Below are 23,884 nucleotides of genomic sequence, written 5' to 3' on the forward strand. Positions count from 1 at the left end.
CGCAAACATCCGATCGGCGATTTTGGCATGCCCGATCAAGGAACAAATTGTGAACGAAGATCCCCGTATCCGCCGCCTGCAATTCCGGGCCTGGCATCGCGGCATCAAGGAAGCCGATCTAGCCGTAGGGGGATTTTTCGATCGCTATCATACCGAGTGGAGCGAAGAGGAGATTCAGTGGTTCGAGCGGTTCATGGATGAGCAGGACGCGGACATCATGGCCTGGGCGATGGGGGTGCTGCCGGTGCCCCAGGAATGGCAGGGCGCAATGTGGGACAAGTTCGCCCAGTTGGATTTTGTGGAGATTGGGAAGACGTGACTTCCATGTCCCTCCCGCAAGCGGGAGGACAGCGAGACTTGCCCGGGCCGCAGGCCTGGTTAGCGGGGTGGGCCTGATCCGCCAGCGCTGCAATGCCCACCCCTAACCCCTCCCGCTCGCGGCAGGGGGATTGAGAAGCGAATGACCGATCTTCTGAAAATCCTCAAAGCCGCCGCGCCCATCACGCTGTCCGGGGTGCCCGCCGGGTTTCAGCCCTGGTTGTTGGCGGACATCGCGCGGGCGGCGCCTTCGCGGGCGCTGTTCGTCGCGCCCGATGAGCAGCTCATGCGGGCGGTGGCGGACACGGCGCATTATTTTGCGCCCGAGATCGAGATTGTCGAGATTCCGGCGTGGGACTGCCTGCCTTATGACCGGGCAAGCCCTTCCTTGCGAACGGCTGCGGCGCGTCTGGCCGGACTGCATGCTTTGCAGGCGAAACCTAAGGGGCCGCAGCTTGTCCTGACGACGATCAGTGCGCTGACCCAGCGGACGCTCACCCCCTTCCGCGTGCGGCAGCTGGTGGCGAAGCTCGCGTCCAAGGAGCGGATCGCGATCTCGCGATTGGCGGAGATGTTGCAGGCCAATGGTTATGTGCGGACTGATACCGTGCATGACCGAGGGGAGTTCGCCATTCGCGGCGGGATTGTCGATCTGTTCCCCGGCGGCGAGGAGCAGCCGCTTCGGCTCGATTTCTTCGGGGATGAGATCGAAACGGTGCGGCGATTCGATCCAGCGGACCAGCGGACCAGCGGGGGCGTCGATGGCTTCACGCTTCTGCCCGCGTCCGAGGCGTTGCTCGACGAGGACACGATCAAGCGCTTTCGCGGGCGTTATCGCGAGACCTTTGGGGCGACGGCGACGGGCGACCCCCTCTATCAGGCGGTTAGCGACGGGCGGCGGCTGGCGGGGATGGAGCATTGGCTGCCGCTGTTCGAGGAAAAGCTGGTGCCGATGACCGAGCATCTGGGCGACGACACCATCGTCGTACTGGACCATGGCGTGGCGGGCGCGGCAGAATCGCGGTTCGAGGCCATCCGGGATTATCATGCCAATCGAGTGCAGGCGAAGTCGTCCGATCCGGGTGCTTACCGGCCTTTGGAGCCCAAGGCGCTGTATCTGGATGCGGCGGAATGGGACCGCCTGGTGCGTGACTGGCCGATGCACGCGACCTCGCCCTTCCACGAGCCGGAAAGCGCCACTGTCCTCGATTTCGAGGTTGATGGACCGCGCGATTTCGCGCCGGAGCGGGCGCAGAACGCTAATGTCTATGAGGCGGTGGGCAAGCATATCGCCTCGCTCCAGCGGGCCAAGAAGAAGGTGGTCATTGCTAGCTATTCCGGCGGTGCGCGGGAGCGGCTTTCGGGCCTGTTGATCGATCATGGACTGAAGCGGGTCGCAACGGCGGACAGCTGGCAGGAGGCGCTGGGGATCGCGGCGGGCGGGAGCACGGTGCTGACCGTGTTGGCGCTGGATCACGGCTTTACTGCCCCCGACGTCGCCGTGCTGACCGAGCAGGACATGCTGGGCGACCGGCTGGTGCGGCGCGCCAAGCGGAAGAAGAGCGCCGACGCCTTCCTGGCCGAACTGGCGACGCTCTCACCGGGCGATCTGGTCGTGCATATGGACCATGGCATCGGCCGCTATGAAGGGCTGACGCAGATCCCGGTCGCCAAGGCGGCTCATGATTGCGTGGCGCTGGAATATGCAGGCGGCGACAAACTCTATGTGCCGGTGGAGAATCTGGAGGTTCTCTCCCGCTATGGCTCCGACAGCGAAGGGGTGAGCCTCGACAAGCTGGGCGGCGAGGCGTGGCAGCGGCGCAAGGCGAAGATGAAGGAGCGCATCCGCGAGATTGCGGGTGAATTGCTCAAAACGGCAGCGGAGCGGGCCCTGCGCATGGCGACCGTGGCGGAGCCGGACAGCGCTGGATATCCGGCGTTCGTCGATCGCTTCCCCTATCAGGAGACAGAGGATCAGGATCGCGCGATCAGCGATGTGGTCGAAGACCTGGGCGCAGGGCGGCCGATGGACCGCCTCGTGTGCGGTGACGTTGGGTTCGGCAAGACCGAAGTGGCTTTGCGTGCTGCTTTCGTGGCGGCGATGGCGGGGATGCAGGTGGTGGTGATCTGCCCGACCACCCTGCTCGCCCGGCAGCATCATATGAATTTCGAGGAGCGCTTCCGGGGCTTTCCGGTGAATATCGGGCGCCTGTCGCGACTGGTGCCGGATAAGGAGGCGAAGGCCGTGAAGGCCGGGTTGGCCGATGGGACCGTCGATATTGTCGTGGGCACCCATGCGCTGCTGGCGAAGGGGCTGGAGTTCAAGCGGCTGGGGCTTGTCATTGTCGATGAGGAACAGCGGTTCGGCGTGACTCATAAGGAACGGCTGAAGAGCCTCAAGACCGACGTGCATGTGCTGACGCTGACGGCGACGCCGATCCCGCGGACGTTGCAGATGGCGATGTCAGGCTTGCGGGAACTGTCCGTGATCCAGACGCCGCCGGTAGATCGCCTGGCCGTGCGGACCTATATCATGCCCTGGGACGGGGTGGTGATCCGCGAGGCCCTGCTGCGCGAGCATTATCGTGGCGGGCAGAGCTTCTTCGTGGTCCCGCGCATTGCCGATCTGACCGAAGTGGAAGAATTTCTGCGGACCGAAGTGCCGGAGGTGCGGCCCGTTGTGGCGCATGGGCAGATGGCGGCTAGCGAGGTCGAAGAACGCATGTCGTCCTTTTACGACAAGCGCTATGATGTGCTGCTCTCGACCACCATCGTTGAGAGCGGCCTCGACATTCCGTCAGCCAACACGCTGATCATACACCGGGCAGATCGGTTCGGGCTGGCGCAATTGTACCAGCTTCGCGGGCGTGTGGGGCGGTCGAAGACACGCGACTATGCCTATTTCACGACGCCTGCGAACAAGGTCATCACCGAGACCGCGGAAAAGCGGCTGAAGGTGCTGTCCGATCTGGATACGCTGGGGGCCGGGTTCCAGCTGGCGAGCCATGACCTTGATATTCGCGGCGCGGGCAATCTGGTCGGTGATGAACAGTCCGGTCACATAAAGGAGGTCGGGTTCGAGCTGTATCAGTCGATGCTGGAGGATGCGATCCTGGAGGCGAAAGCTGGCGGCGCGGGGATTGAGAGGCGGGAAAGCTTCTCACCCCAGATCAGCGTGGATGCGCCCATCCTCATCCCGGAAGATTATGTGCCGGATCTGGACCTGCGCATGGGCCTCTATCGCCGCCTGAATGAGGTCGAGGACCGGCAGGGGCTGGAGGCTTTTGCAGCGGAACTCATCGATCGCTTCGGCAATCTGCCTGCGCCGACGCAGAATCTGTTCAAGATCATCGAGATCAAACAAAATTGCGTGGCGGCAAACATCTCGAAGATCGACGTCGGGCCAAAGGGTGCGCTGGTGAGCTTCTTCGAGGACCGTTTCCCGCGGCCCGAAGCGCTGGTGGCCTATATCCAGCGGTTGAACGGCGTGGCGCGGTTGCGGCCGGACAGCAAGGTCGTGGTCAATCGGGCCTGGGCCGATCCCGCCGCGCGATTGAATGGAGCTTTGCAGCTGTCGAAGGGACTGGCGAAGGCGGCGGGGTGACGGCGATGGAGGCCGTGAAGCGTTAGCAAAGCGCTTTTCCGTTTCTCGATTCCGCTCGAAACGAACGGAAGCGGTGCGTGGCTCTTCGCAGCACCCCTTTGTCGCCCGTCAGCAAAATAGCAGCAATAGTCGCAACCTAAATCCCGCCTCGATGAACGGACAGCAAAGTCCGGCATCGAGCAGGAGATAGACATGAGTTTGACCTTCATCGCCATGGCGGCTGCGGCTGCCACGCCCCATGCCACGCATGTTGTTCAGTTAGACCATCGCGGCACGCCGATGCAGGCGACCTATACCGCGCGGGCGGAGGTTCGTCACAAAACGGTTGGGGCGAAGGTCCCGAACCGGATGGACATGACGCGGTGCCAGTGGACGGCGACAATCGTCGTGGACCGCGCGCTAAATCACGGCCCCGCGCTGGCCCGCACTGTTTCGAGCGACAAGCAGATTTCGGGCAGCGAAACGGGCGCATGCACGCCGGGCCGCCGGTCGGGCGAACGCAATCTGGCGCAACATGATGCGGCGATCCGGGATCATCTGCTGGCGGTGGCCGAGGGTGATCGCGCGCCCTTGCTGGCCGAACTTGATGCCGTCCGCAACCTTGCGTCGAACTGACATGCGCCTGGCGCTGGCGAGCGGATTGATCGCTTGCGCCAGCGCCTCCCCCGCCCTCGCGCAATATGAGAGCGGGGTGTCGGCGACGGTTGAAGCAGCGAGTGAGGAGCGGCGGCGGGGACTAAGCTGGAGCGACGGCGAGCCGGTGCTGCGCGGGTCAATTTCGATGCCCGTGGCGAAAGGGCTGAGCATCGAGGGGGCTACAACATCCTTGTGGGGCAGCGACCGGCATGGCGACGCGGACGCCGTCATTGACCTGGGCGCAGTCTTTGCCCGGCAGTTCGGCGGGTGGAGCCTCTCGGCCGAGGGCCGTTATCATCTGTTCCCAGGAGCATCCGGGCCGGGCTATGGCGAGATCGGGGCAGGCGCGGCTTTTCTGATCGGGCCAGCGAGCGTGGACCTGAGCGCGAACTATGCGCCTAAGCAGTCAGCCATCGGCGGGGACAATCTTTATCTGTCGGCTTCGGCGGTGGTTGGGGTGCCCGGAACACCACTGACGGTGTCCGCACGGATCGGGCGGTCTTCAGGAGATGTTCGTGATCCGGTCCGCGCGGCTCGGTTACGGCCGAACGGCGCATATTGGGATCATGGCTTCAACATCGATTATCTGAAAGGGCGGTGGTTTGCCGGGCTACGCTATGCTGACAGCAGCATCGATGGGCCGGGCTCGCATCACGCTGGAGCCACGCTGATAGGCCGCGTGGGCTTCAACCTTTAGCTTTCCATGTCACCTTCGCGGTCGCGGTCAGGCCGCCAGCGCCATGGCGACGAGGTCTGCTGACGCCACGCCCGCCGAGCGCAGGAACCCTTGATAATAGTCGCATCCTTCGCGGGCGAGCAGATCGAGTTGCTGCTGCGTTTCCACGCCCTCCGCGATGACGGCGAGGCCGAGGGACTTGGCCATGTGGATGACTCCCCGCACGATGATGCGGTCGCGGGCGGTGCCCGCTATGTCCTGCGCCAGGCCGCTGTCGATCTTGAGATAGTCGAGCGGCAAGCTCTTCAGGTAGGCGAGGCTGGAGTAGCCGGTGCCAAAATCATCGACCGCGACCGCCAACCCTTCGGCCCGCAATGCGGTCAGGAGCGCGGTGGCCGCACCGACATTTTCGATGAGCCCGCTTTCGGTAATCTCAACGGTCAGGCGCGCGCGTGGAAAGCCACTGCCATCGACGAGATTGAGGAACTGACTCATGAAGCCAGGCTGAGCGATGTCCGCGGCCGTCACATTTATCGACAGGCGCAGATGCGACAGCGCACGGGGCCATGCGGCTGCCTGATGCAACGCTTCGGCCTGTATATGGGCCGAAAGCGGGAGCATATAGTCGGACCGCTCGGCCGCGGCGAAGAGCATGCCCGCGCCAAGTGAGCCATATTGCGGATGATTCCAGCGCGCGAGCGCCTCCACGCCGACCATATGAACGCCATCCACCGGATATTGCGGCTGAAACAAGATACCGATCTCCCCCCTGTGGAGGGCCAGGCGGAGGTCGGTTTCGAGCTGGTCCGGATCGACTTGACGGCTGCGCTTTTCAGCAGAGAAGATGCGGATGCCCTCCCCGCCTCCGGCCCTCGCATCGGCCAGTGCAGTGCCCGCACGGCGGAGCAGGCGGGTAGCGTCGTCGTCGGCGCGCGACTGGGCAATGCCGCAGCGCGCGGTGAGGCGAATGAGGTGATCGCCCGCGCTGAATGGCCGGCCGATCGCTGCCATGAGCTGACGAGCCAGGAAGGTCGCCCGGTCGCTCGCCGCCGCTTCGCCGGTCAGGCCGATGAGAAATTCGGTCCCCGCAATGCGCGCGACGATTGCGCCGGGTGCGGCGTCACCGGCCATGCGCTCGATCCGACGGGCGATGCGGCCCAGCAATGCGTCGCCCACGACCTGGCCATAGGCAGCATTCATGCGATCGAACTGGCTGATGGAAAGCAGCAGAATTGTCTTCGCGAGCCCTGAGCGCTTCTCCAGCCAATCGAGCGCCGCCTGGCGTGAGCGAAGGCCAGTCAGGTCATCGCGTCCAGCCGCATCATGACCATGCGCCTCCGACAGCCACTCGACATCGGCGGCGACGGTGCCATCGATCCGTCGCACGTGATGCACAAGCCTGTCATCCGGCCGTCCGGGAGCGGCATGGGCGAAGACTTCCGCCCGGCCAGAACGCATCATGCCGCGCAGCGCCGCGATGACCGAACGGCGTTCGGAACGCGGCAGGCAGCGGACGAAGCGCGCGGGGCTGATCGTCTGACGATCGAGATTGAGATGCCGGGCGAGATTGTCGCTGAGCCGTACAGCACGCCCGCCCTCCTCCAATTCCCAGAAAAGCGCATCGCCACGGCGGATGCGCTGGGCTCTTTGGCTGTGTGTCACGCCGCCGCCGAGGCGATCGACCAGCCGCTGGGCGGAGGCGAGCGTTGCGTGCATCTGTTCCGGCGAGAATGGTGCGGCGAGAAAATGAGTCGCGCCAGCCTCGAACAGTCCCGATGTCCCGCCCACATTTGGGGCATCGATGAGTGCAATCAGCGCGCCACCGCCTGCCTCGACTGCGGGAAGGATGGAAGCGATCAGGCGGACATCACCTTCCGAAGCGTGACGCATGTCGACTATCGCGATCTGAGCATCGCTGTGAAGGAATCGTTGCGCCGCGTCGGTCGGCCGCCGCGCGGCGATGGCGCGCCAGCCAGCCTGATCAGCTGCTCGCGACAGCCCATCACGATCTCCAGGAGACAGGATGAAAAGGCTGCGCTGTCCATGCAGTGCGGTTTCACCGCTCACGTTAAAACTCCTAGGGCGCAGCGCATTGGGCGTAGATAGTGGAAAGGGGTTAGCGACCCGTTCACGCCGCTGCAACCGGCAGTGCTTGCGCGGCGGTTTGCCATGGCTTAGCTAGTCGAACATGAACAAGCCCGATCTCCCGCGCACGGGCCTGACCGATGCGTTGGGCCGCCGGATCAACTATTTGCGGATTTCGGTGACGGATCGCTGCGACCTGCGCTGCCGCTATTGCATGGCGGAGCGGATGAGCTTCCTACCCAAGGATCAGGTACTGACGCTGGAGGAGATCGCGCTGCTGGCGGACCTCTTCATTGCGCGGGGGGTTCGCAAGATCCGGCTGACGGGCGGTGAACCGCTGGTTCGCCGGGACATTGTCGATCTGGTCCACCGCATCGGGCGGCATTTGGGCGAAGGTCTGGACGAACTGACGCTGACCACCAACGGCACCAGGCTCGCTCAGCACGCCGACGCGCTGTTCGATGCCGGGGTGCGACGGATCAACGTGAGCCTGGACAGCCGCGATCCGGAACGCTTTGCCCATGTGACGCGCAACGGCAATATCGGGCGGGTGTTTGAGGGGCTTGCAGCGGCGAAGGCGGCGAGCCTAGCGGTGAAGATCAACATGGTGGCGCTGAAAGGCGTGAATGAAGATGAGATCCTGCCAATGCTGCATTGGTGCCATGAGCAGGGTTTCGACCTGACGCTGATCGAAACGATGCCGTTGGGCGAGACTGGCGAGGATCGGACGGATCATTATCTGCCGCTGACGGAAGTCGTGGATCAGCTGCGGGCGCATCATGAACTGCGGCCGCTTGCGCATCGGACGGGCGGGCCGTCACGTTATCATGCGGTAGAGGGCCTGACGGCGCGGTTGGGACTGATCACGCCGCTGACGAACAATTTCTGCGCAGATTGCAATCGGATGCGGATGACTTGCGAGGGCAAGATTTTCATGTGCCTGGGGCATGAGGATCATGTGGATCTGAAGTCGGCCTTTCGCGAAGGCGGGCTGTTGGCGGTCGAGCCGCTGATCGATCGAGCGCTCCGGCTGAAGCCTGCCGCCCACGACTTCCGCATCGGCGCGGGCGCACCTGGCGCAGCGGTCAGCCGCCACATGAGCGTGACCGGCGGATGAGCGAGGAGCCCCGGCGGGCCCTGCTCGCCTCCCCCACTCAGGCCGCCAGGGCCGCGGAGGAGCGGCTGCGCGCCGCTTATGACTTCGTGCCGGTCGAGCAGGCCAATATGATCATCGCGCTCGGTGGCGATGGCTTCATGCTGCAGACGCTGCATTCGATGCTGGAGGGCCACAGGATCATGCCGGTATTTGGCATGAACCTGGGCACGGTCGGCTTCCTGATGAATGAATGGCGGCTGGAACGGCTGGAGCAGCGGATCGAGGCGGCGAAGCCGTTCAAGGTCAATCCGCTGCGCATGACCGTCGATACCGTCGATGGCGAGCGTTTCTCGATCCCCGCGATCAATGAAGTGTCGCTGCTGCGTGAGACGCGCCAAACGGCGAAGCTGGAAGTGCATGTGAACGGGCGCACCGCGCTTTCCGAACTGGTTTGCGACGGCGTGCTGGTAGCGACTCCAGCGGGATCGACCGCCTATAATCTTTCGGCGCATGGCCCGATCCTGCCGCTGGGTTCGGGGCTGGTCGCGCTGACGCCGATCAGCCCGTTCCGACCCCGCCGGTGGAGAGGCGCTATCCTGCCGGAAAGCACCGCGATTCGTTTTACCGTGCTGGACCCGGTGAAACGTCCAGTCAGCGCCGTGGCGGATCAGCGGGAAGTTCGCGATGTCGCGCAGGTGGAAGTGCAGATCGATCGGGGCACGCCGCTCACGCTGCTGTTCGACCCCGAACATACGCTGGATGACCGCATTGCGGCCGAACAATTCATCGCCTAAAAAAATTCGCAATTCTGCGCTTGCCATCCGAAGAATCCCACTGCTATAGGCGCGGCCTGCCCAGCGAGAGCCGGGCTGCTCCCCGATAGCTCAGCGGTAGAGCATTCGACTGTTAATCGAATGGCCGTAGGTTCGAATCCTACTCGGGGAGCCACTTTCACCACTCTGGCGGGTGTTCAAAATGGCCGGAAATTCCTATAGATCAGGATGATAGCGCGGAGATTTTGCGCACGTAGGCGATCGTATGTTGCGCGAGGCGCGCGTCGGCTTGCGTGAACGGCCTGGGCGGCCTGAGCCTATCGTGGGCGCCCCTTTTCGAAAGAAGAGGAGCGCTTGGATAAGCTCAGCCCAATGGCGGGAGCTAGCGAGACATGCGTGGTTTAGCGGGGCGGCGAAGCCCCGGTGCTGCCGCTTCAGCGCGATGCGAACTGACGGGGTTTAAGCGCCAGCGCCCAGCGCTGGGGCGCTGCGTCAGGAGCGTTTTCGCGCACGAAGCATTGGCCGCGGCGAGCGCGGATGGCTCGACATAGGGCGGCCGCTTCAATGCGATCGTTGAAGCCGCTGACAGCCAGGCGAGAATAGCTGACGCCGTTCACCGTGATCTGGCTGGTGAGTACGGGCAGGGTTGAAAGCGCGTTGTTGCGGCGTGCCATCTCAAACCATTTTTCCTTGGCGATAGCAGCATTTTCGTAGGCGCCGAGTTGCACGACCCAATTGCTGCTACCCCTTCCTTCCACATGGAAGGCCGCCTGCATGCGGCGGGGCGCGAGTTGGGCACGGACAGTTGCCGGCTGACGGACGCTGGCAACCTTCATCGGCGCTCGAGGCGCTGCGAAAGCCGGGGTGGGGGTTTCGGCAGCCACATAAGCGGCCTGCTGCACGGCTTCGGCCTGCGGCATATCTGCCGCGGCGACTTCCACAGGCACGGGCTCGGCTACAGGTTCCGGCGCGGTAGCTTGTGCGGCCTGGACCGGCGCGGCTTCTGGCGCGAGCGCCAGCGCGACCGGCTGACCGACATCGGCGCCGCTGATAGTTACGCCCATCAGTCCAGCAATGCGCTGCTGCGCGAAGTCCGGAGCTGCGGTCTGTGCCCACTGCGCGATCCGCTGATTGGCGGCGAGCGGCTCAAGATCAAGCCCGGCCATCATGCGGGCGTCCTTCCAGCGACCTGCCATCGCATAGGCATAAGCCAAGTTCTGGCGCGTGCGCGCTGTAGCCGACGGATCGTGGATGGCATCGGCAAGGATGCGGACCCCTTCGGCAGCGTCACCCGCCATCGCTATGGCAAGACCATAGTCGCCGGCGGGAACGATGTCGGCATGGGCCGCGAGAAGATCGCGGGCCGCTTCATTCTTGCCGAGCGCTACCTTGACCAGCGCCAGGCTGACGATGGTGCGAGGATCGCGGTTGCCAAGCGTCATGGCGTCGCTGAGCGCTGTTTCAGCCGAAGCAAAACGGCCGTTGGCGACATAGGCGCGGCCCAGCAACTGGCGGTAACCGGCGTCACGAGGCGCAGCCTGCACCGCAGCCTCGGCTGTAGCAAGGGCATGCGCGCCATCCCTGCCTGCCAGCGCCTTGTCGATCGCCGCAGCGGCGCGATCGTCGCCCCGCTTCACCGGGGCAATGGCGGAGGGACGAAAGGCGGCGCCGGTGCAACCGACCATCGTCGTTCCAACGAGCAGCGACGACAGGGCCGCCTTGGCAAGAGCGTTGCGCTTCATGGCGATGTCCTTCTCTTACTCTGCTTCGCTACGCGGCAGTTGCTGCGCGAGCCGGTCTATTTCGGGCAGGCTGGCGAGGAATATGTCGAGCGCCTCCGTCACCATCTGCTGCGACGACCGGCCGATGACGGCGCTGGCAAGGCGGAGCTTGAGGTGGCGACTCGCATCGAGGCGAAGCGTGAACGCGGCTTTCCGGCCCTTCGAGCGCGTGGCAGGAGACACCGTCTTGACGGCTTCCTCCATACGCTCAACCAACTCTTCGCGTGCGATCACCACGGGTGGTACGGGAGCAGCGACAGGCGGTAGAGTCATCGGGGTAAGCCCCACGACAGCGCGGGGCTCTGCGGGCACAGGCTCCGGTTCCGTCACGTCAAAGCCCATGTCGTTCCAGCCCAGATCGTCCTGCATCAGGGCGGCGTTCGCCTGACGTCCGAAACCCATGACCGGACGGCGCATGGCGGGTTGAGCAGCGCCCTTGCGAGCGAGAAGCCCGGAGGTCAGCGAAGCGAGTGGCTTAGGTTCGGCCATGATGTCTTCCCTTTCCTTTTACTGGCCAACGACTCGGCGGCCGAAGCCACCTGTCGCCGGACGAACTGCACCAGGCGTGCCCGCAGTGCCGTTGGGCACCGAGAAGACGGTTCGGCGGAAATTCTTTTCAAGCCGGTCGGAGACGTAGCTCCAGAGTTGGGTGACTTCGCCAGCGGACCGGCCGTTGGGATCCACCTCCATCACCGTGCGGCCATCGATCATCGACGCCGCAAAATCGGTACGATGATGCAGCGTCACCGGCGCGACCGTGCCGTGCTGAGAAAGGGCCACAGCGGCTTCGGAAGTGATCCGCGCCTTGGGCGTCGCAGCGTTGACGACGAAGATCAGCGGCTTGCCCGCACGGTCGCAAAGATCGACAGTCGCGCCAACGGCGCGGAGGTCATGAGGGCTGGGGCGCGTCGGCACTACGATCAGTTCGGCGACGGAAATCACGCTCTGGATCGCCATGGTGATGGCGGGGGGCGTATCGATGACGGCGAGCTTGAACCCCTGCTGGCGCAGAATTTCCAGGTCTGCGGCGAGCCGCGCGACCGTTGTCTGCGCAAAAGCGGGATATTCCGCTTCACGCTCGTTCCACCAGTCAGCGAGCGACCCCTGAGGATCGATGTCGATCAGAACCACCGGGCCGGCGCCCGCCATCTGGGCCTGCACGGCCAAGTGACCAGACAGGGTGGTCTTGCCTGATCCACCTTTTTGCGATGCCAATGCGAGTATGCGCACGCGCGTTTCCCCCAGAAAATCCAATTGCGGACTGAAGTGCCATGGGGGCGCCTAAGAATTGGTTAACGCCTCGCCATCCCTTCGAGATGAGCGAAACACTATCACGCAGCATGTGCTTAATGCTAAGTTGGCATTAACCTTGTTAGATCATAGGCTGCGGCGAAGCTGTCCTTTCAGGAGCACATGCATATGAAGCAGATCTGGGGCGCCTTGGCCGCCGCAACCATGCTGAGCCTGGCGCCGCCCGCCTTCGCCGATGTGAAGGCCGGGGTAGATGCTTGGCAGCAGGGAGATTATGACAAGGCGGTCACCCTATGGCGGCCACTCGCCCAGGCTGGCGACCCCGACGCGCAGTTCAACATGGGCCAGGCCCACAAGCTGGGACGCGGGGTGAAGGCCGATATGGCCTCTGCCATCGATTGGTATCGCAAGGCGGCGGCGCAGGGCCATGCACGAGCGGAAGATAATCTGGGGCTGCTGATGTTCCAACAAGGAGACCGTGCGGGTGCCCTACCTTATCTTCAGCGGTCGGCGGCAAGGGGGGAGCCGCGTGCACAATATATCGTCGGCACCGCCCTGTTTAACGGAGACATTGCGCCGAAGAATTGGCCGCGCGCCTATGCGCTGATGACTCGCGCATCGGCAGCGGGACTGGCTCAGGCGACGGCCAGCCTTAAGCAGATGGACAAATATGTCCCGGCCGACCAGCGCGAGCAGGGCCTCGCTATGGCGCGGGACATGGGACAGAAGGAAGTAGCGGCGCTGGCGGAGGCGAATGGCCGGACGTCAAGCGCACCTGTTGTGCGCGAGGGGCCGCCGCCGCTCGCAACCGCAGCCTTGCCCCCTGCCCCGGATGCTGAGAAGCCTGCTTTACCCAAGGCTTCCGCGAAGGCGAAGCCGGCGGCTCCCAAAGCGGTCGCGGCCGTTCAGCAGCCGAAAACGCCCGCTGCCAAGGCGCCTCGCGAGGCGGAAGCCCCAAGAGCAGCTACAAGCGGCGGCTGGCGGGTACAGTTGGGCGCGTTCAGCGAAGAGGGCCGTGCGCGCGCTCTCTGGAACAGCTTGCGCAGCAAGGTTTCCGGCCTGTCCACCTATCAACTTTTCCTAGTGAAGGGTGGCGCGGTGACGAAGTTGCAGGCCGGGCCCCTGGCTAGCAATGCCGAAGCGGCGCGACTGTGCGGCGCGATCAAGGCTGCTGGCGCAGACTGCATGCCTCGAAAAATGTGACATGATTGGCGGCTTCTGCATCTTGGCAGAGTGAAGGTCGCAGGCGATAACAGGCTTTCTGTCTGTGAAGCGCCATGGGCTGGTGACAGGGAATTATTCCGGCACTCGCCGAAGCGGTGCTGGAGCAAGATGCTGCCCGGCAGGTGATGGCGACGATGACTATCGCGCCGTCATTGCTGGCGGAAAAAAGACCCGCCGTATCGCGGGCGGCACTTGCGATGACAATGAACGTCGTCCTGTTCCACGGGCTTCTTGAGCGGGTTACGAGCGGGACGGCTTATGTTGCCGACACGCTTGCGCGAGGCGGCAAGGTGATGTTCGACCATGGCGCATGCGGACGGTACGCTTGGTCCAAGGGCCACTGGCGCCCTGCCCGCTGGCGAGGATGCCTTCGCTCGTATCTTTTTGCCTTTGGGCTATCAACTGGCAGGCGTCTATCCGCTCGATCAGCTGAAGATGACCGGCAGGACCTATGCCCATGCTGACGCGCCCGAGGATATTCCATAGTTCTTCCTTTCCGAACTGCATGTCGATCGTTTTGACGCCGATTTTGCCAATGTTGCGGCGAGGACATTCGGGACTTCGCGCGATCCGCTGAACGCGGACACAATGGGCCTTCTGGAAAGCTATGCCCAAGGGGGACCGGTGCGGTTCGACCAGGCAGCAGCGGCGCTGCCCGTGCTGGTATCGGCGTTCGACCGGCAGCATGACCCAGTAACGCTCGATGACTATGAGTTGTTGCTGTCGAGGTCCCATGAGGCGGCCTGGATCGCGACGGAAGGCAATGCCTTCAATCATGCGACCGACCGGGTGGCAGATGTTGCCGCCCTTGCCGACCGGCTGAAGCGGGAGGATTGACCGATCAAGGACAAGATCGAAATATCCCGCACCGGCCGCGTGCCCCAAACGGCGTTGCGAGCAGACCCCGTCGAACGAAATTTCGCAGGGAGAGAGCTGCGCGAGGTGCCCGGATCATTTTACGAGTTCATCAGCCGCGACGTCGATCCGGCGACCGGCCGGCTGGACCTGTCCTTCGACGCGGGCAATGCGACCGGCATTTTCGCGACGACCAGCGTGAAGGGCTGATCCTTTAACGGCTTGATCATGCAGCCGCCATAAGGCAACGGCGTTGCCGATCATTGGCGGAGGCGTTGTTGAACAATCCGGTTGTCCCTTCCTGGGTGCTGACGCTCGTCTGCGCCGACCGCGTCGGCATCGTTGCTGCGGTCAGCCAATTTCTGGCCGAGCGCGGGGGCTTCATCACGGACAGCCAGCAATATGCCGACCGGGAGGCCGGACGCTTTTTCATGCGGGTGGCGTTTGAGGCGACCGATGGGCAAATGGCGGATACGAACCGGCTGCAGGCGGAGTTCGAGGCCATCGGCACGCGCTTCGCAATGGACTGGCGGATGACGCCTGCACAGGAAAAGCCGCGCATGCTGCTTGCGGTGTCGAAGGGATCGCATTGCCTGGCCGACCTGCTACACCGCTGGCAGACGGGCACGCTAGCGATCGATATTATGGGCGTGGTGTCCAACCATCCCGACATGCGACGCATCACCGAATGGCACGGCATCCCCTATCATGAACTGCCGCCTAATGGGGACAAGGCTGGACAGGAAGCGGCGTTGCTAGGGATTTTTGACAGGACGCGGTCGGACTATCTTGTCCTTGCGCGCTACATGCAGGTGCTGTCAGAGGACCTAGTCGGACGGCTTGAAGGCCGCTGCATCAACATCCATCACAGCTTCCTACCCGGCTTCAAGGGCGCGCGTCCTTATCACCGTGCGCATGAACGCGGCGTCAAGTTGATCGGCGCAACGGCCCATTTCGTTACGGCGGACCTGGACGAAGGGCCGATCATTGAACAGGCAGTCGAGCGTGTCGACCATCGCGCGACGGCGGAAGATATGATCCGCATTGGTCGCGACATCGAGGCACAGGTGCTGGCCCGGGCGGTCGGATGGATCGCCGACCGCCGGGTGCTGCTGAACGGCGGGAAGACCGTCGTTTTCCGCTAATCAGAGACCGAGACGGGCCCAGAAATCTTCGGGCGCAATCGCTGCATTCGCGCTCGCTCGCGGCGTTCTGGACCAGGATGAGTGGGGCAGGTAAATGTCGCGCCGCCGGTCGGATGGGCGCTTTTGCTGAGAGCGAACAGATTTGCGGGTCATCGTTTTCTCCTTGTGCGGAGGAACACGAAACCTTGCGTGGTCGCATCAGGGTCGTGCGCTTTAGCCGTTGTTGACGCGGAGCAAGCTGTCATCCTTCAAAAGCCGCGGAGCATATACTCACGATCTTATCTACTTATAAGGTTGAGAAAGGAAACATAGCTTTGCTTTAGCGGTAACGATTCCCGCTACTGGGGGGGGGGAACCCGAAGCGGGCAGCCTAGAAGATGATGCTGTAAATGAACCAGCCCACGATCAGGAAGCTGGTGGCGACGCAAATTCGATCGCCATAGATATCTATTCGCGACATCGCTGACATCCTTCCGCACGCGGCGATCTTTGTCGCCTGCTTGCAAAGCATAACGCACAGATCGGCGGAAGGGAACAGAAAGGATGAAGCTCAGCGAGCGCTAATTTTGCCTAGAGGCCGCGATGGCGCAGGAAGGATTGCGTCGCCTCTACCGGCCCGCGATACGCCTCCTGAAATTCGGCGCTCCAATATTTCAGATCATCGAGATCGATTCGCGCGCCCGAGACAGCACAGAGAACGAACTGTCCGGGGCGCACGATGTCGAAATGTGGCGTGTGATATTCCAACACCGCCAATCCCTGAATATCCGCCATCAGTGGCCCGTCAGGATGCGATCGACCAGCTGCTTCACGGTGGGCACGAAGCCGTTGGAGTAGAAGGGGTCCTGCTTGAATTTATAGGCGCCATGGCCAGCAAACAGCAGATTCTTGTCCAGGTCGCCGCCATGGACGGCTTCCTGCAGCGACTTTTGAATGCAGAAGCTGCGCGGATCGGCGAGGCGGCCGGTCGAGTTGGTTTCGCTGTCCATCCAGCTGGAAAAAGCGCACTGGCTGAGGCAGCCCATGCAGTCGGTCTGATCCTTGCGGATCTCCGCCTTTTCCTCTTCCGTGACGAAGACAAGCGTGTTGTCCGGCGTCTTGAGCGCGGAGGTGAAGCCCTGCCCCACCCATTCCCGCGCCCGAAGGAGGTCGCCGCGCGTGACCCAGAAATTCTTGCCCTTCACGCCCGCGTCAAGCTGATGCGTGTGATCACCCGCCTGTTCGGTGCTGAACGGAATCTGCCGTTCCGACCGAGCCTCCAACTGGCGCAAGAAGGGATTGCGCACCGCCGAGCTGTAAAAGCCGGTGGGCGAAAAACGGTGCAACAGGACATCGCCCGGCTCGAGCTGGGTCAGGCGCTGCTTCCACTCATCCGGGATCGGGCTTTCCTGCGTCAGCAGGGGACGGGTGCCGAACTGGAAGGCGATGGCGCCCAGTTCCGGATTGTCGATCCAATCATTCCAATCCTTAAGCGCCCAGACGCCGCCGGCCATGACTATCGGCACATCGTCGGAAATGCCGCCTTCGCGCATGGTCGCGCGCAGGTCGCGAACCCGGGGATAGGGGTCTTGCGGCTGACGCGGATCTTCGGCGTTGGACAGGCCGTTATGCCCACCCGCGAGCCAGGGATCTTCATAGACCACCGCCGCCAGCCATTCCGACGCCTTCGAATAAGCGCGCTTCCACAGCGCACGGAAAGCGCGGCCGGAACTGACGATGGGAAGGTAGCTGACGCCGTAGGAAGCGGCGATTTCGCTCAGCTTGTAGGGCATACCCGCGCCGCAGGTTACGCCGGCAACCATGCCCCTGGTCTTTTCCAGTACGCCGTGCAGCACACGCTGGGCCCCGCCCATTTCCCACAACACGTTGATGTTGATCGCGCCCTTACCACCTGCGATTTCAAAGGCGCGCTTTACCTGTTCGACGGCGCCGTCGATGGCATAGGCGATCAGTTCTTCGTGGCGGTCGCGGCGGGTGCGGCCATGATAGATTTGCGGGATGATATTGCCCATGCTGTCATAGCTGTCGGCGTTGACGGCCGACACCGTGCCGATGCCGCCCGCTGCCGCCCAGGCCCCGGAGCTGGCGTGGTTGGACACAGCGACGCCCTTGCCGCCTTCGACCAGCGGCCAGACTTCACGACCACCATAGATGATGGGCTTCAAACCCTTGAACAACGCAATCTCCCGCGCAATAGCTGCTGGGTCCCCGATCGGGTGAAAGCGGCTTTATAGCAGCTTCCGCCAGCGGTGACGAATTTCCGGCGCGCCCTACCGCAAAATATGGGGGCTGGATAGTGCTTGTCCATAGAGGGACGCATAAGCATCGACCATGGCGGCTTCGTCGAAATCGCGTTGAGCGCGGTGGCGGTTGGCTTTACCGAGGCGGGCGCGAAGCTCGGGATTTGCCGCAAGGTTGCCGAGAGCGTGGGAAAGGCTGGCTTCATCAGGCACGATAAAGGACTGATTTTCAGGGGCGATCATCTGTATGACGTCACCCACGTCCATGGATGCTATGGGCAGTCCCGCAGCCATCGCTTCAACCAGCGAGATCGGGAACTGCTCACTGTCGGACGAGAGCGCAAAAATATCGAGCGCTCCCATGAAACGCCAGGGTTGGGTGAGGAAGCCGGGCATGCAGATGTCATCCAGCCCGTGGCGGTCCGCTTCTGCCAGGATCGAATCTCGTTCCGGGCCATCACCGATGATCACCAGTTGCAGCCGGTCCCGATGAGGCGCGACGGAGCGTATCAGGCGAGGAATATTCTTGACGGGGCGCAGCCCGGCCAGGGTTCCGACGAGCAGCTTGCCCGGCGAACGCAGAAGCCCAGGTATCGCGTCAGCAGCGACGGGCCGCGCATAGCGGGCAACGTCAATACCGTTGCGGATCAGATGAACCTTAGACGCAGGCTGCTTCCAAACGGTGCGCGCGATTCCGTCGAGGCGGATTGACGGCACGACCACGGCCCTCGCCCGCTGAAGCGCCAGACGGCGATAGAGGTTGCGCTCGGCCTTCAGCCGTTCGGCTTCCTCTATATTGAACCCATCCTCATGGTGGATAAGCGGCGGCATCCGAAGAAAGGGCGAGCAGAAGCGGTGAGCCATGACCGCATCCATCGCGCCCCAATTATAGGTCAGAATCAGATCGAACCCGGCCAGGAAGCGGCCGAGCGCACGGAAACGCAAGGGACCGGGGCGACCGGTGAGCGCCGGGGGTTCGGGAAAGCTGACTGCGACGGAGGGATCGATCGCAGCGCGTGCGCCCATAGATTGGGGCGCAGCGCTGACGATCATATGCTGGGCGCGGTCGCCCCACAGGTTCATCAGGCGTACCGCACGCGCTTCCTTCCCGCCAAGCGAGAAGCTGCCATGCACGTGCAGCAGCCGGGGCGGCCGCCGGGAAATATCAGCCATGGAGGACCCGCACCAGCAAGCGGTCTATGGCGGCGGCGGCTGCCGGCTCGTCTAGGACGGGGGCGTGGCCCACATCGGGAACGGTGACGAGTTCCGCGCTGGAACCGATTTCGGTCGCCATCCGCTCCGCCGTGGCGGCGCTGAGCAGATCCGAGCGTTCGCCGCGCAATATCAGGGTCGGCACGTCACTGAAGGACGCCATGACGGGCCACATATCGACGCCTGCCTCTCCGCCCATTATGCGAAGCGGCTCGGCAACGCGCATGTCATAGTCGAGTACAACACGGCCCCCGCTGCTGAGCCGGTAAAGGCGCTTGGCCATGGCCAGCCATTGTTCCAGTCCATAGCCAGGATAGACGTCGCGATTGGCCTCCTCCAGCGCGCGGGCGGCCTGCACCCAGCTTTGATGCGACTGGCCGACGCCGACATAGGTGCGAATCCGGTCCAGCCCCGCCTGCTCCAGCTTCGGGCCCACGTCATTGAGCAGCGCGCCTGCGAGCCATTCCTTGTGCGTTGCGGCTATCAACATGGTGATGAGTCCACCAAGAGAGGTGCCGATCGCCACGAAGCGAGTGATCGCCAGGTCGGCCAGAAGGCGGCTGATGTCCTGCAGATAATTGAGCGGGACATAGGTCATCGGGTCTTTGGCCTGCGCACTTTCCGCGCGACCGCGCATGTCCGGGCAGATTAGGCGCCAATCACCGGCGAGACGCTCAGCCAGCGGCTCGAAATCGCGGGCGTTGCGCGTCAGGCCGGGGAGGCAAAGGAGCGGCGGACGGCCATCGTCATCACCGGGATAGTCCCGATAATGAAGCCTGAGGCCGTCGGGGGACCACCAATATCCGTCGGTGAACTTGGTCAACGGTCGTGCGCCCTCATTTACTTGGGTTTGTGGCAGCGGTTGCAACTTCCTACCCTGTTCCCCCATATCGCCGCATGGACAAATCCTCGCAAGCCACCAGATACAATCCGGCAAAGGAAATATTCGCTCTTCAGCCGGACTTTGCCGACAACGTCGCCGCGGCGAATTTTCCGCAGACAATTCTGCGCTTTCGCAATGACAAAGCGGCGACCAGCGTCGGACTGGATGGGCTGACGGATGAGGAATGGGTGCGGCATTTCGGCCGGTTCGAGCCGCTCGCCGATAATCTGCCCGAGCCGCTGGCGCTGCGTTATCATGGACATCAGTTCCGGGTTTATAATCCCGATATCGGGGATGGCCGGGGATTCCTTTTCGCCCAACTGCGCGACAAGGCGGGGCGGCTGCTGGACCTTGGGACAAAGGGTTCGGGACAGACCCCCTACAGCCGGTTCGGCGACGGCCGCCTGACGCTGAAAGGCGGAGTGCGCGAGATATTGGCGACCGAAATGCTGGAGGCGCTGGGCGTAAATACGTCCAAGACCTTGTCCCTGATCGAGACCGGCGAGGCGCTGGAGCGCAATGATGAGCCCTCCCCTACCCGCGCGGCGGTGATGGTGCGCCTCAGCCATTCGCACATCCGCATCGGCTCCTTCCAGCGCGCCGCTTATTTTGATGACAAGCCGCTGCTGGAGCGGCTGACGGATTATGCGCTGCGCGAACTTTACGGCGAGGAGTCGGGGAATAACGCACCCGCCCAGCTGCTAGGCCGCGTCGTGGAGCGGACGGCGGATCTGGCGGCGAGCTATATGGTCGCAGGCTTCGTTCATGGGGTGCTGAACAGCGACAATATCAACGTCACGGGTGAGAGCTTCGACTATGGGCCTTGGCGCTTCACACCGTTGTGGCAGCCGGGTTTCACCGCCGCCTATTTCGATCATGCAGGGCTATATGCCTTTGGGCGCCAGGCGGAAGCGATCCATTGGGACGCGGCGCAGCTCGCAGTGTCGCTGCGGCCGCTGGTGGAGGCGGAACCACTGATCGAGCAACTTGAGCGCTTTCCGCAGCTTTATGGGGAGGCGATGGTGCGGCGCTTTTGCTGGCGGCTGGGGGGCGTGCCTTCAGGTGACGCGAATGGGATGATCGAGGCGGCCGTGCGGGCGATGGCGGCGACCGAGACTCCGATCGATCGTTTTTTCCATGATTGGCGCGGCGGGGAACCGCGTGACGGGACGGACTATTCCGCAGAAGATTGGGCACCATTTCGCGATGCCATCGCCGGGTTTGACGCCCGCGAAAAGGATGAGCATCCCTATTGGCGGGATGCGGCGCCTTGCTCGATGTATATCGACGAGGTCGAGGCGATCTGGAGCGCAATTGCCGAGCGGGATGATTGGGAGCCGTTGCACGCGAAGGTGGCGGCAGTCAGGCGGATGGGAGAAGCGATGGGAAGCGGGCCGAAAGTGCCGTAGTTCCCGCTCTTCCTCGTGCCACCGCCCTTCCCTAACGTCCCGTTATCCTCCATATCGGAACAATGGCCGCCACGCTGACTTCGACCGAACCCGCTACCGGCGCTGTCCTGTGGCAAGGCTCTTTCAGCGATGTCGAGGCCGAGGTTGCACGGGTCCGCGCAGCCTGGCCTTCATGGGCTGCGCAGCCCGTTGCCTACAGGATCGAGACGCTCCGCCGCTTCGTCAATGTCGTGCGGGCGAATGAGGAGGCGCTGGCCGACCTGATCGCGCGCGAAACGGGCAAGCCGCTGTGGGACGCGCGGACCGAAGTTGCGGCGGTGATGAACAAGGTCGATATCTCCGTCGCCGCTTATTCGGAGCGCACCGGGCAGCGGCGGCTGGAGGCGGCAATGGGGGCACGCCAGTCAGTGCGGCACAAACCGCATGGCGTGATGGCCGTGCTAGGCCCCTATAATTTCCCGGCGCATCTGCCTAACGGACATATCGTTCCCGCGCTGCTGGCGGGTAATGGCGTGCTGTTCAAGCCGTCCGAAAAGACGCCTGCAGTCGGCGAGATGTTGGTGCGCTTCTATCATGAGGCAGGCGTGCCGCAGGATGTCGTGCGCGTGGTGGTGGGCGGCCCGGATGAAGGCAAGGCGCTGGCATCTCATGGAGATGTGAACGGCGTCCTTTTTACCGGCTCGGCGGCAACAGGGATTGCGATCAACCGTCAATTCGCAGCCAATCCAGGCAAGATTTTGGCGCTCGAAATGGGGGGCAACAATCCCATCATTGCATGGGATACCGGCGACATCGCAAGCGCGGCGGCTTTGATCGTCCAGTCGGCCTTTCTGTCGAGCGGACAGCGTTGCACGGCGGCAAGCCGATTGATCGTGAAGGAAGATCTGGCGGGCCTGTTGATCCCGGAAATCAAGAAGATAGCAGATCGGCTAATCGTCGATCATCCCCATGCGGACCCTGCGCCTTTCATGGGTCCGGTGATCGACAATCAGGCGGCGGATCAACTCACCGAAAGCTTCCTCTACCTGATGAGTCACGGCGGCCGGCCGATCAAACATCTGGTGCGTCTGTCAGAGGAGCGGCCTTTACTAAGCCCCGCGATCATAGACGTGACCGCGATGGCTGAGCGGCCTGACGTGGAACTGTTCGGGCCTTTGTTGCAGGTCATCCGGGTGCCGGATTTCCCAGCGGCGATCGCGGAGGCGAACAATAGCCGTTATGGGCTTTCCGCTTCGCTGATCGGGGGATCGCCAGAGCAATATAATCAATTCTGGGCGAATGTCCGATGCGGGATCGTCAACTGGAACCGGCCGACCAACGGCGCTTCGTCATCGGCGCCTTTCGGCGGGCTTGGGATTTCCGGCAACCACCGGCCGAGCGCTTATTATGCCGCGGATTATTGCGCCTATCCTGTGTCTTCGGCAGAGATTGAGCAGCCGCGAGCATCCATTGGCGTCGGGCTGAAGGATATTGATACGAGCACAATGGGGGAGTGAAGCGATAGCTTCTTTGCCCCAGCCGTTGCTCGAGGACGAGCTTACCCCAAATTTTCCTTCGTCCCGGACAAAGCATTCTGAATTGAAACGCTTGGGCCTTTTCGCCATTTGCCCGTCATGGCCGAACAAGCACCTGCTACCGTCTTTCTCGTCGGCGCGGGTCCGGGTGATCCGGAACTGCTGACACTTCGCGCTGCACGGTTGATCGCGCAGGCGGAGGTGATCGTGCATGACGGGCTGGTTTCGAAAGATATCCTGGCGATGGCGTCGCAGGGTGCCGAACTGATCTCGGTCGCCAAGCAGCGCAGCCGCCATTCAATGCCGCAGGAGGGAATCAACGCGCTGCTGGTGAAGCTGGCTCTCGCCGGGCGGTCTGTGGTGCGGTTGAAGGGTGGCGATCCGTTTGTTTTCGGGCGGGGCGGCGAAGAAATGGAAGCCTGCCGCGAAGCCGGCGTGCCCGTGGAGGTAGTGCCGGGAATCAGCGCGGCGATCGGCTGCGCAGCGCAGGCGCAGCTTCCCCTCACCCATCGCGATGCGGCAAGTGCGGTGAGCTTCGTCGCGGGCCAGTGCAAGGGGCTGACGGATCAGGATTGGTCGGGATTGGCGGGCAAAGGGCGGACGCTCGTCATCTACATGGGCGTGGCGACGGCGGCGGACATTGCGGACAAGCTGATCGCCGATGGCGTGTCGCCGGCCATTCCGGTGGCGGTGCTGGAAAATGGCACGCGGTCTGACATGCGGACGCTGCGGACGCTACTCGCCGACCTGGGCGACATGGTGGTTCGCGAACACGTAAAAAGCCCGGCGCTGATTGTGGTTGGCGATGTGGCGGCCTATGCGCTGGCGCAGGATGTGCTGGCCGGCTGGGCTGCGCAAATGAAAAATGGGGTGGAGATGCATTCGTGAAGATTTTGACCGGCAATGACCTTGGCACCGGGGATGTGATCTGGTGGGCGGGCGACGGCTGGTCGCGGCAGGTCGGCGATTCCATTGATGTGGGCGACAAGGGCGAAGAACTGGCGCGCTCCGAAGAGGCTGCGCTGCGAGTCGTTGGCGCTTATGTGATCGATGCGACCGTCACTGACGAAGGCGTGCGCCCGGCCCATATCAAAGACCGCATCCGCGCTCTGGGACCGACCGTGCGGCCCGACCTGACGCTGAAACCGAATGACGCCGATGCCGGCAACTGGGTGATCTAAA

Annotated in this window: 23 protein-coding genes and 1 tRNA gene; 16 read left to right on the top strand and 8 right to left on the bottom strand. The window is 63.1% G+C overall.

Annotated elements, in window-relative coordinates; genetic code table 11:
• Positions 1-49 precede the first annotated feature (49 nt).
• The 4 genes from ACFO3E_RS05300 (at position 50) to ACFO3E_RS05315 (ending at position 5,255) form a co-directional block, all read left to right on the top strand.
• Positions 50-319 carry an FAD assembly factor SdhE gene (locus ACFO3E_RS05300; RefSeq protein WP_066528526.1) on the top strand — a complete coding sequence of 90 codons (270 nt, stop codon included), beginning with the start codon at positions 50-52 and terminating at the stop codon, positions 317-319.
• A 141-nt stretch (positions 320-460) separates the two neighbouring features.
• Complete coding sequence (mfd, locus tag ACFO3E_RS05305; RefSeq protein WP_380802920.1) at positions 461-3,922, top strand: transcription-repair coupling factor; 3,462 nt, start codon at positions 461-463, stop codon at positions 3,920-3,922.
• 192 nt (positions 3,923-4,114) lie between these two features.
• The gene (locus ACFO3E_RS05310) at positions 4,115-4,537 is read left to right on the top strand and encodes a hypothetical protein (RefSeq protein ID WP_066524042.1); all 423 of its coding nucleotides are present in this window, start codon (positions 4,115-4,117) and stop codon (positions 4,535-4,537) included.
• A 1-nt stretch (position 4,538) separates the two neighbouring features.
• Entirely contained in the window at positions 4,539-5,255 is a 717-nt protein-coding gene (locus ACFO3E_RS05315) for a TorF family putative porin (RefSeq protein WP_225870564.1), read from the top strand.
• Between the two features lie 27 nt (positions 5,256-5,282).
• On the opposite strand, the gene ACFO3E_RS05320 is transcribed toward ACFO3E_RS05315, so the two are convergent.
• On the bottom strand, positions 5,283-7,301 hold the full coding sequence (locus tag ACFO3E_RS05320; protein ID WP_066524047.1) for a putative bifunctional diguanylate cyclase/phosphodiesterase: 2,019 nt from the start codon (positions 7,299-7,301) through the stop codon (positions 5,283-5,285).
• A gap of 121 nt (positions 7,302-7,422) precedes the next feature.
• Here ACFO3E_RS05320 and moaA point away from each other — a divergent pair, with 121 nt between their 5' ends.
• From moaA to ACFO3E_RS05335, 3 genes are all read left to right on the top strand, one after another.
• Complete coding sequence (gene moaA, locus ACFO3E_RS05325; protein ID WP_066524048.1) at positions 7,423-8,436, top strand: GTP 3',8-cyclase MoaA; 1,014 nt, start codon at positions 7,423-7,425, stop codon at positions 8,434-8,436.
• Positions 8,433-9,209, top strand: a complete 777-nt coding sequence (locus ACFO3E_RS05330; RefSeq protein WP_066524049.1) for an NAD kinase — start codon at positions 8,433-8,435, stop codon at positions 9,207-9,209. Before moaA ends, ACFO3E_RS05330 begins: the two co-directional genes overlap by 4 nt.
• 79 nt (positions 9,210-9,288) lie before the next feature.
• A tRNA-Asn gene (locus tag ACFO3E_RS05335) sits at positions 9,289-9,363 on the top strand.
• A 259-nt stretch (positions 9,364-9,622) separates the two neighbouring features.
• On the opposite strand, the gene ACFO3E_RS05340 is transcribed toward ACFO3E_RS05335, so the two are convergent.
• The 3 genes from ACFO3E_RS05340 to ACFO3E_RS05350 are packed head-to-tail and all read right to left on the bottom strand — an operon-like array spanning position 9,623 to position 12,199.
• A complete protein-coding gene (locus ACFO3E_RS05340; protein WP_066524053.1) occupies positions 9,623-10,930 on the bottom strand; it encodes an SPOR domain-containing protein in 1,308 nt (435 codons plus the stop codon).
• A 15-nt stretch (positions 10,931-10,945) separates the two neighbouring features.
• Entirely contained in the window at positions 10,946-11,458 is a 513-nt protein-coding gene (locus ACFO3E_RS05345; protein ID WP_066524054.1) for a hypothetical protein, read from the bottom strand.
• An 18-nt stretch (positions 11,459-11,476) separates the two neighbouring features.
• Positions 11,477-12,199, bottom strand: coding sequence for a ParA family protein (locus ACFO3E_RS05350; RefSeq protein ID WP_066528529.1), 723 nt, complete (start codon positions 12,197-12,199; stop codon positions 11,477-11,479).
• Between the two features lie 183 nt (positions 12,200-12,382).
• On the opposite strand from ACFO3E_RS05350, the gene ACFO3E_RS05355 reads away from it, so the two are divergent.
• The 5 genes from ACFO3E_RS05355 (at position 12,383) to purU (ending at position 15,444) form a co-directional block, all read left to right on the top strand.
• On the top strand, positions 12,383-13,423 hold the full coding sequence (locus ACFO3E_RS05355; protein ID WP_380802926.1) for an SPOR domain-containing protein: 1,041 nt from the start codon (positions 12,383-12,385) through the stop codon (positions 13,421-13,423).
• Positions 13,424-13,747: 324 nt separating this feature from the next.
• A complete protein-coding gene (locus ACFO3E_RS05360; RefSeq protein WP_380802929.1) occupies positions 13,748-13,930 on the top strand; it encodes a hypothetical protein in 183 nt (60 codons plus the stop codon).
• 15 nt (positions 13,931-13,945) lie between these two features.
• On the top strand, positions 13,946-14,281 hold the full coding sequence (locus ACFO3E_RS05365; protein WP_380803075.1) for a 2-oxoadipate dioxygenase/decarboxylase family protein: 336 nt from the start codon (positions 13,946-13,948) through the stop codon (positions 14,279-14,281).
• A 54-nt stretch (positions 14,282-14,335) separates the two neighbouring features.
• Positions 14,336-14,509 carry a hypothetical protein gene (locus ACFO3E_RS05370; RefSeq protein WP_380802931.1) on the top strand — a complete coding sequence of 58 codons (174 nt, stop codon included), beginning with the start codon at positions 14,336-14,338 and terminating at the stop codon, positions 14,507-14,509.
• Positions 14,510-14,604: 95 nt separating this feature from the next.
• On the top strand, positions 14,605-15,444 hold the full coding sequence (purU, locus tag ACFO3E_RS05375; RefSeq protein WP_380803078.1) for a formyltetrahydrofolate deformylase: 840 nt from the start codon (positions 14,605-14,607) through the stop codon (positions 15,442-15,444).
• A gap of 570 nt (positions 15,445-16,014) precedes the next feature.
• Here purU and ACFO3E_RS05380 read toward each other — a convergent pair.
• The 4 genes from ACFO3E_RS05380 to ACFO3E_RS05395 form a co-directional block, all read right to left on the bottom strand.
• On the bottom strand, positions 16,015-16,218 hold the full coding sequence (locus ACFO3E_RS05380; RefSeq protein ID WP_066524057.1) for a DUF2093 domain-containing protein: 204 nt from the start codon (positions 16,216-16,218) through the stop codon (positions 16,015-16,017).
• Positions 16,218-17,621 (bottom strand): NAD(P)H-dependent flavin oxidoreductase, encoded by a 1,404-nt coding sequence (locus ACFO3E_RS05385; protein WP_066524059.1) that lies wholly within the window; start codon positions 17,619-17,621, stop codon positions 16,218-16,220. Before ACFO3E_RS05385 ends, ACFO3E_RS05380 begins: the two co-directional genes overlap by 1 nt.
• A 93-nt stretch (positions 17,622-17,714) precedes the next feature.
• A complete protein-coding gene (locus tag ACFO3E_RS05390) occupies positions 17,715-18,857 on the bottom strand; it encodes a glycosyltransferase (protein WP_066524060.1) in 1,143 nt (380 codons plus the stop codon).
• Complete coding sequence (locus tag ACFO3E_RS05395) at positions 18,850-19,719, bottom strand: alpha/beta fold hydrolase (protein ID WP_380802934.1); 870 nt, start codon at positions 19,717-19,719, stop codon at positions 18,850-18,852. The genes ACFO3E_RS05390 and ACFO3E_RS05395 overlap by 8 nt, the downstream gene beginning before the upstream one ends.
• Before the next feature lie 74 nt (positions 19,720-19,793).
• Between ACFO3E_RS05395 and ACFO3E_RS05400 the strand changes: the two genes are divergently transcribed.
• The 4 genes from ACFO3E_RS05400 (at position 19,794) to ACFO3E_RS05415 (ending at position 23,883) form a co-directional block, all read left to right on the top strand.
• Positions 19,794-21,188 carry a protein adenylyltransferase SelO family protein gene (locus tag ACFO3E_RS05400; protein ID WP_380802937.1) on the top strand — a complete coding sequence of 465 codons (1,395 nt, stop codon included), beginning with the start codon at positions 19,794-19,796 and terminating at the stop codon, positions 21,186-21,188.
• Between the two features lie 62 nt (positions 21,189-21,250).
• A complete protein-coding gene (gene astD, locus ACFO3E_RS05405) occupies positions 21,251-22,684 on the top strand; it encodes a succinylglutamate-semialdehyde dehydrogenase (protein ID WP_380802939.1) in 1,434 nt (477 codons plus the stop codon).
• A gap of 117 nt (positions 22,685-22,801) precedes the next feature.
• Positions 22,802-23,590, top strand: coding sequence for a uroporphyrinogen-III C-methyltransferase (cobA, locus tag ACFO3E_RS05410; RefSeq protein ID WP_380802942.1), 789 nt, complete (start codon positions 22,802-22,804; stop codon positions 23,588-23,590).
• Entirely contained in the window at positions 23,587-23,883 is a 297-nt protein-coding gene (locus ACFO3E_RS05415) for a DUF2849 domain-containing protein (RefSeq protein WP_066524068.1), read from the top strand. Before cobA ends, ACFO3E_RS05415 begins: the two co-directional genes overlap by 4 nt.
• The last annotated feature ends 1 nt before the right edge of the window (position 23,884 follow it).

The organism is Sphingobium tyrosinilyticum (assembly GCF_042654265.1).
In the GTDB taxonomy this organism is placed as follows: domain Bacteria; phylum Pseudomonadota; class Alphaproteobacteria; order Sphingomonadales; family Sphingomonadaceae; genus Sphingobium; species Sphingobium tyrosinilyticum.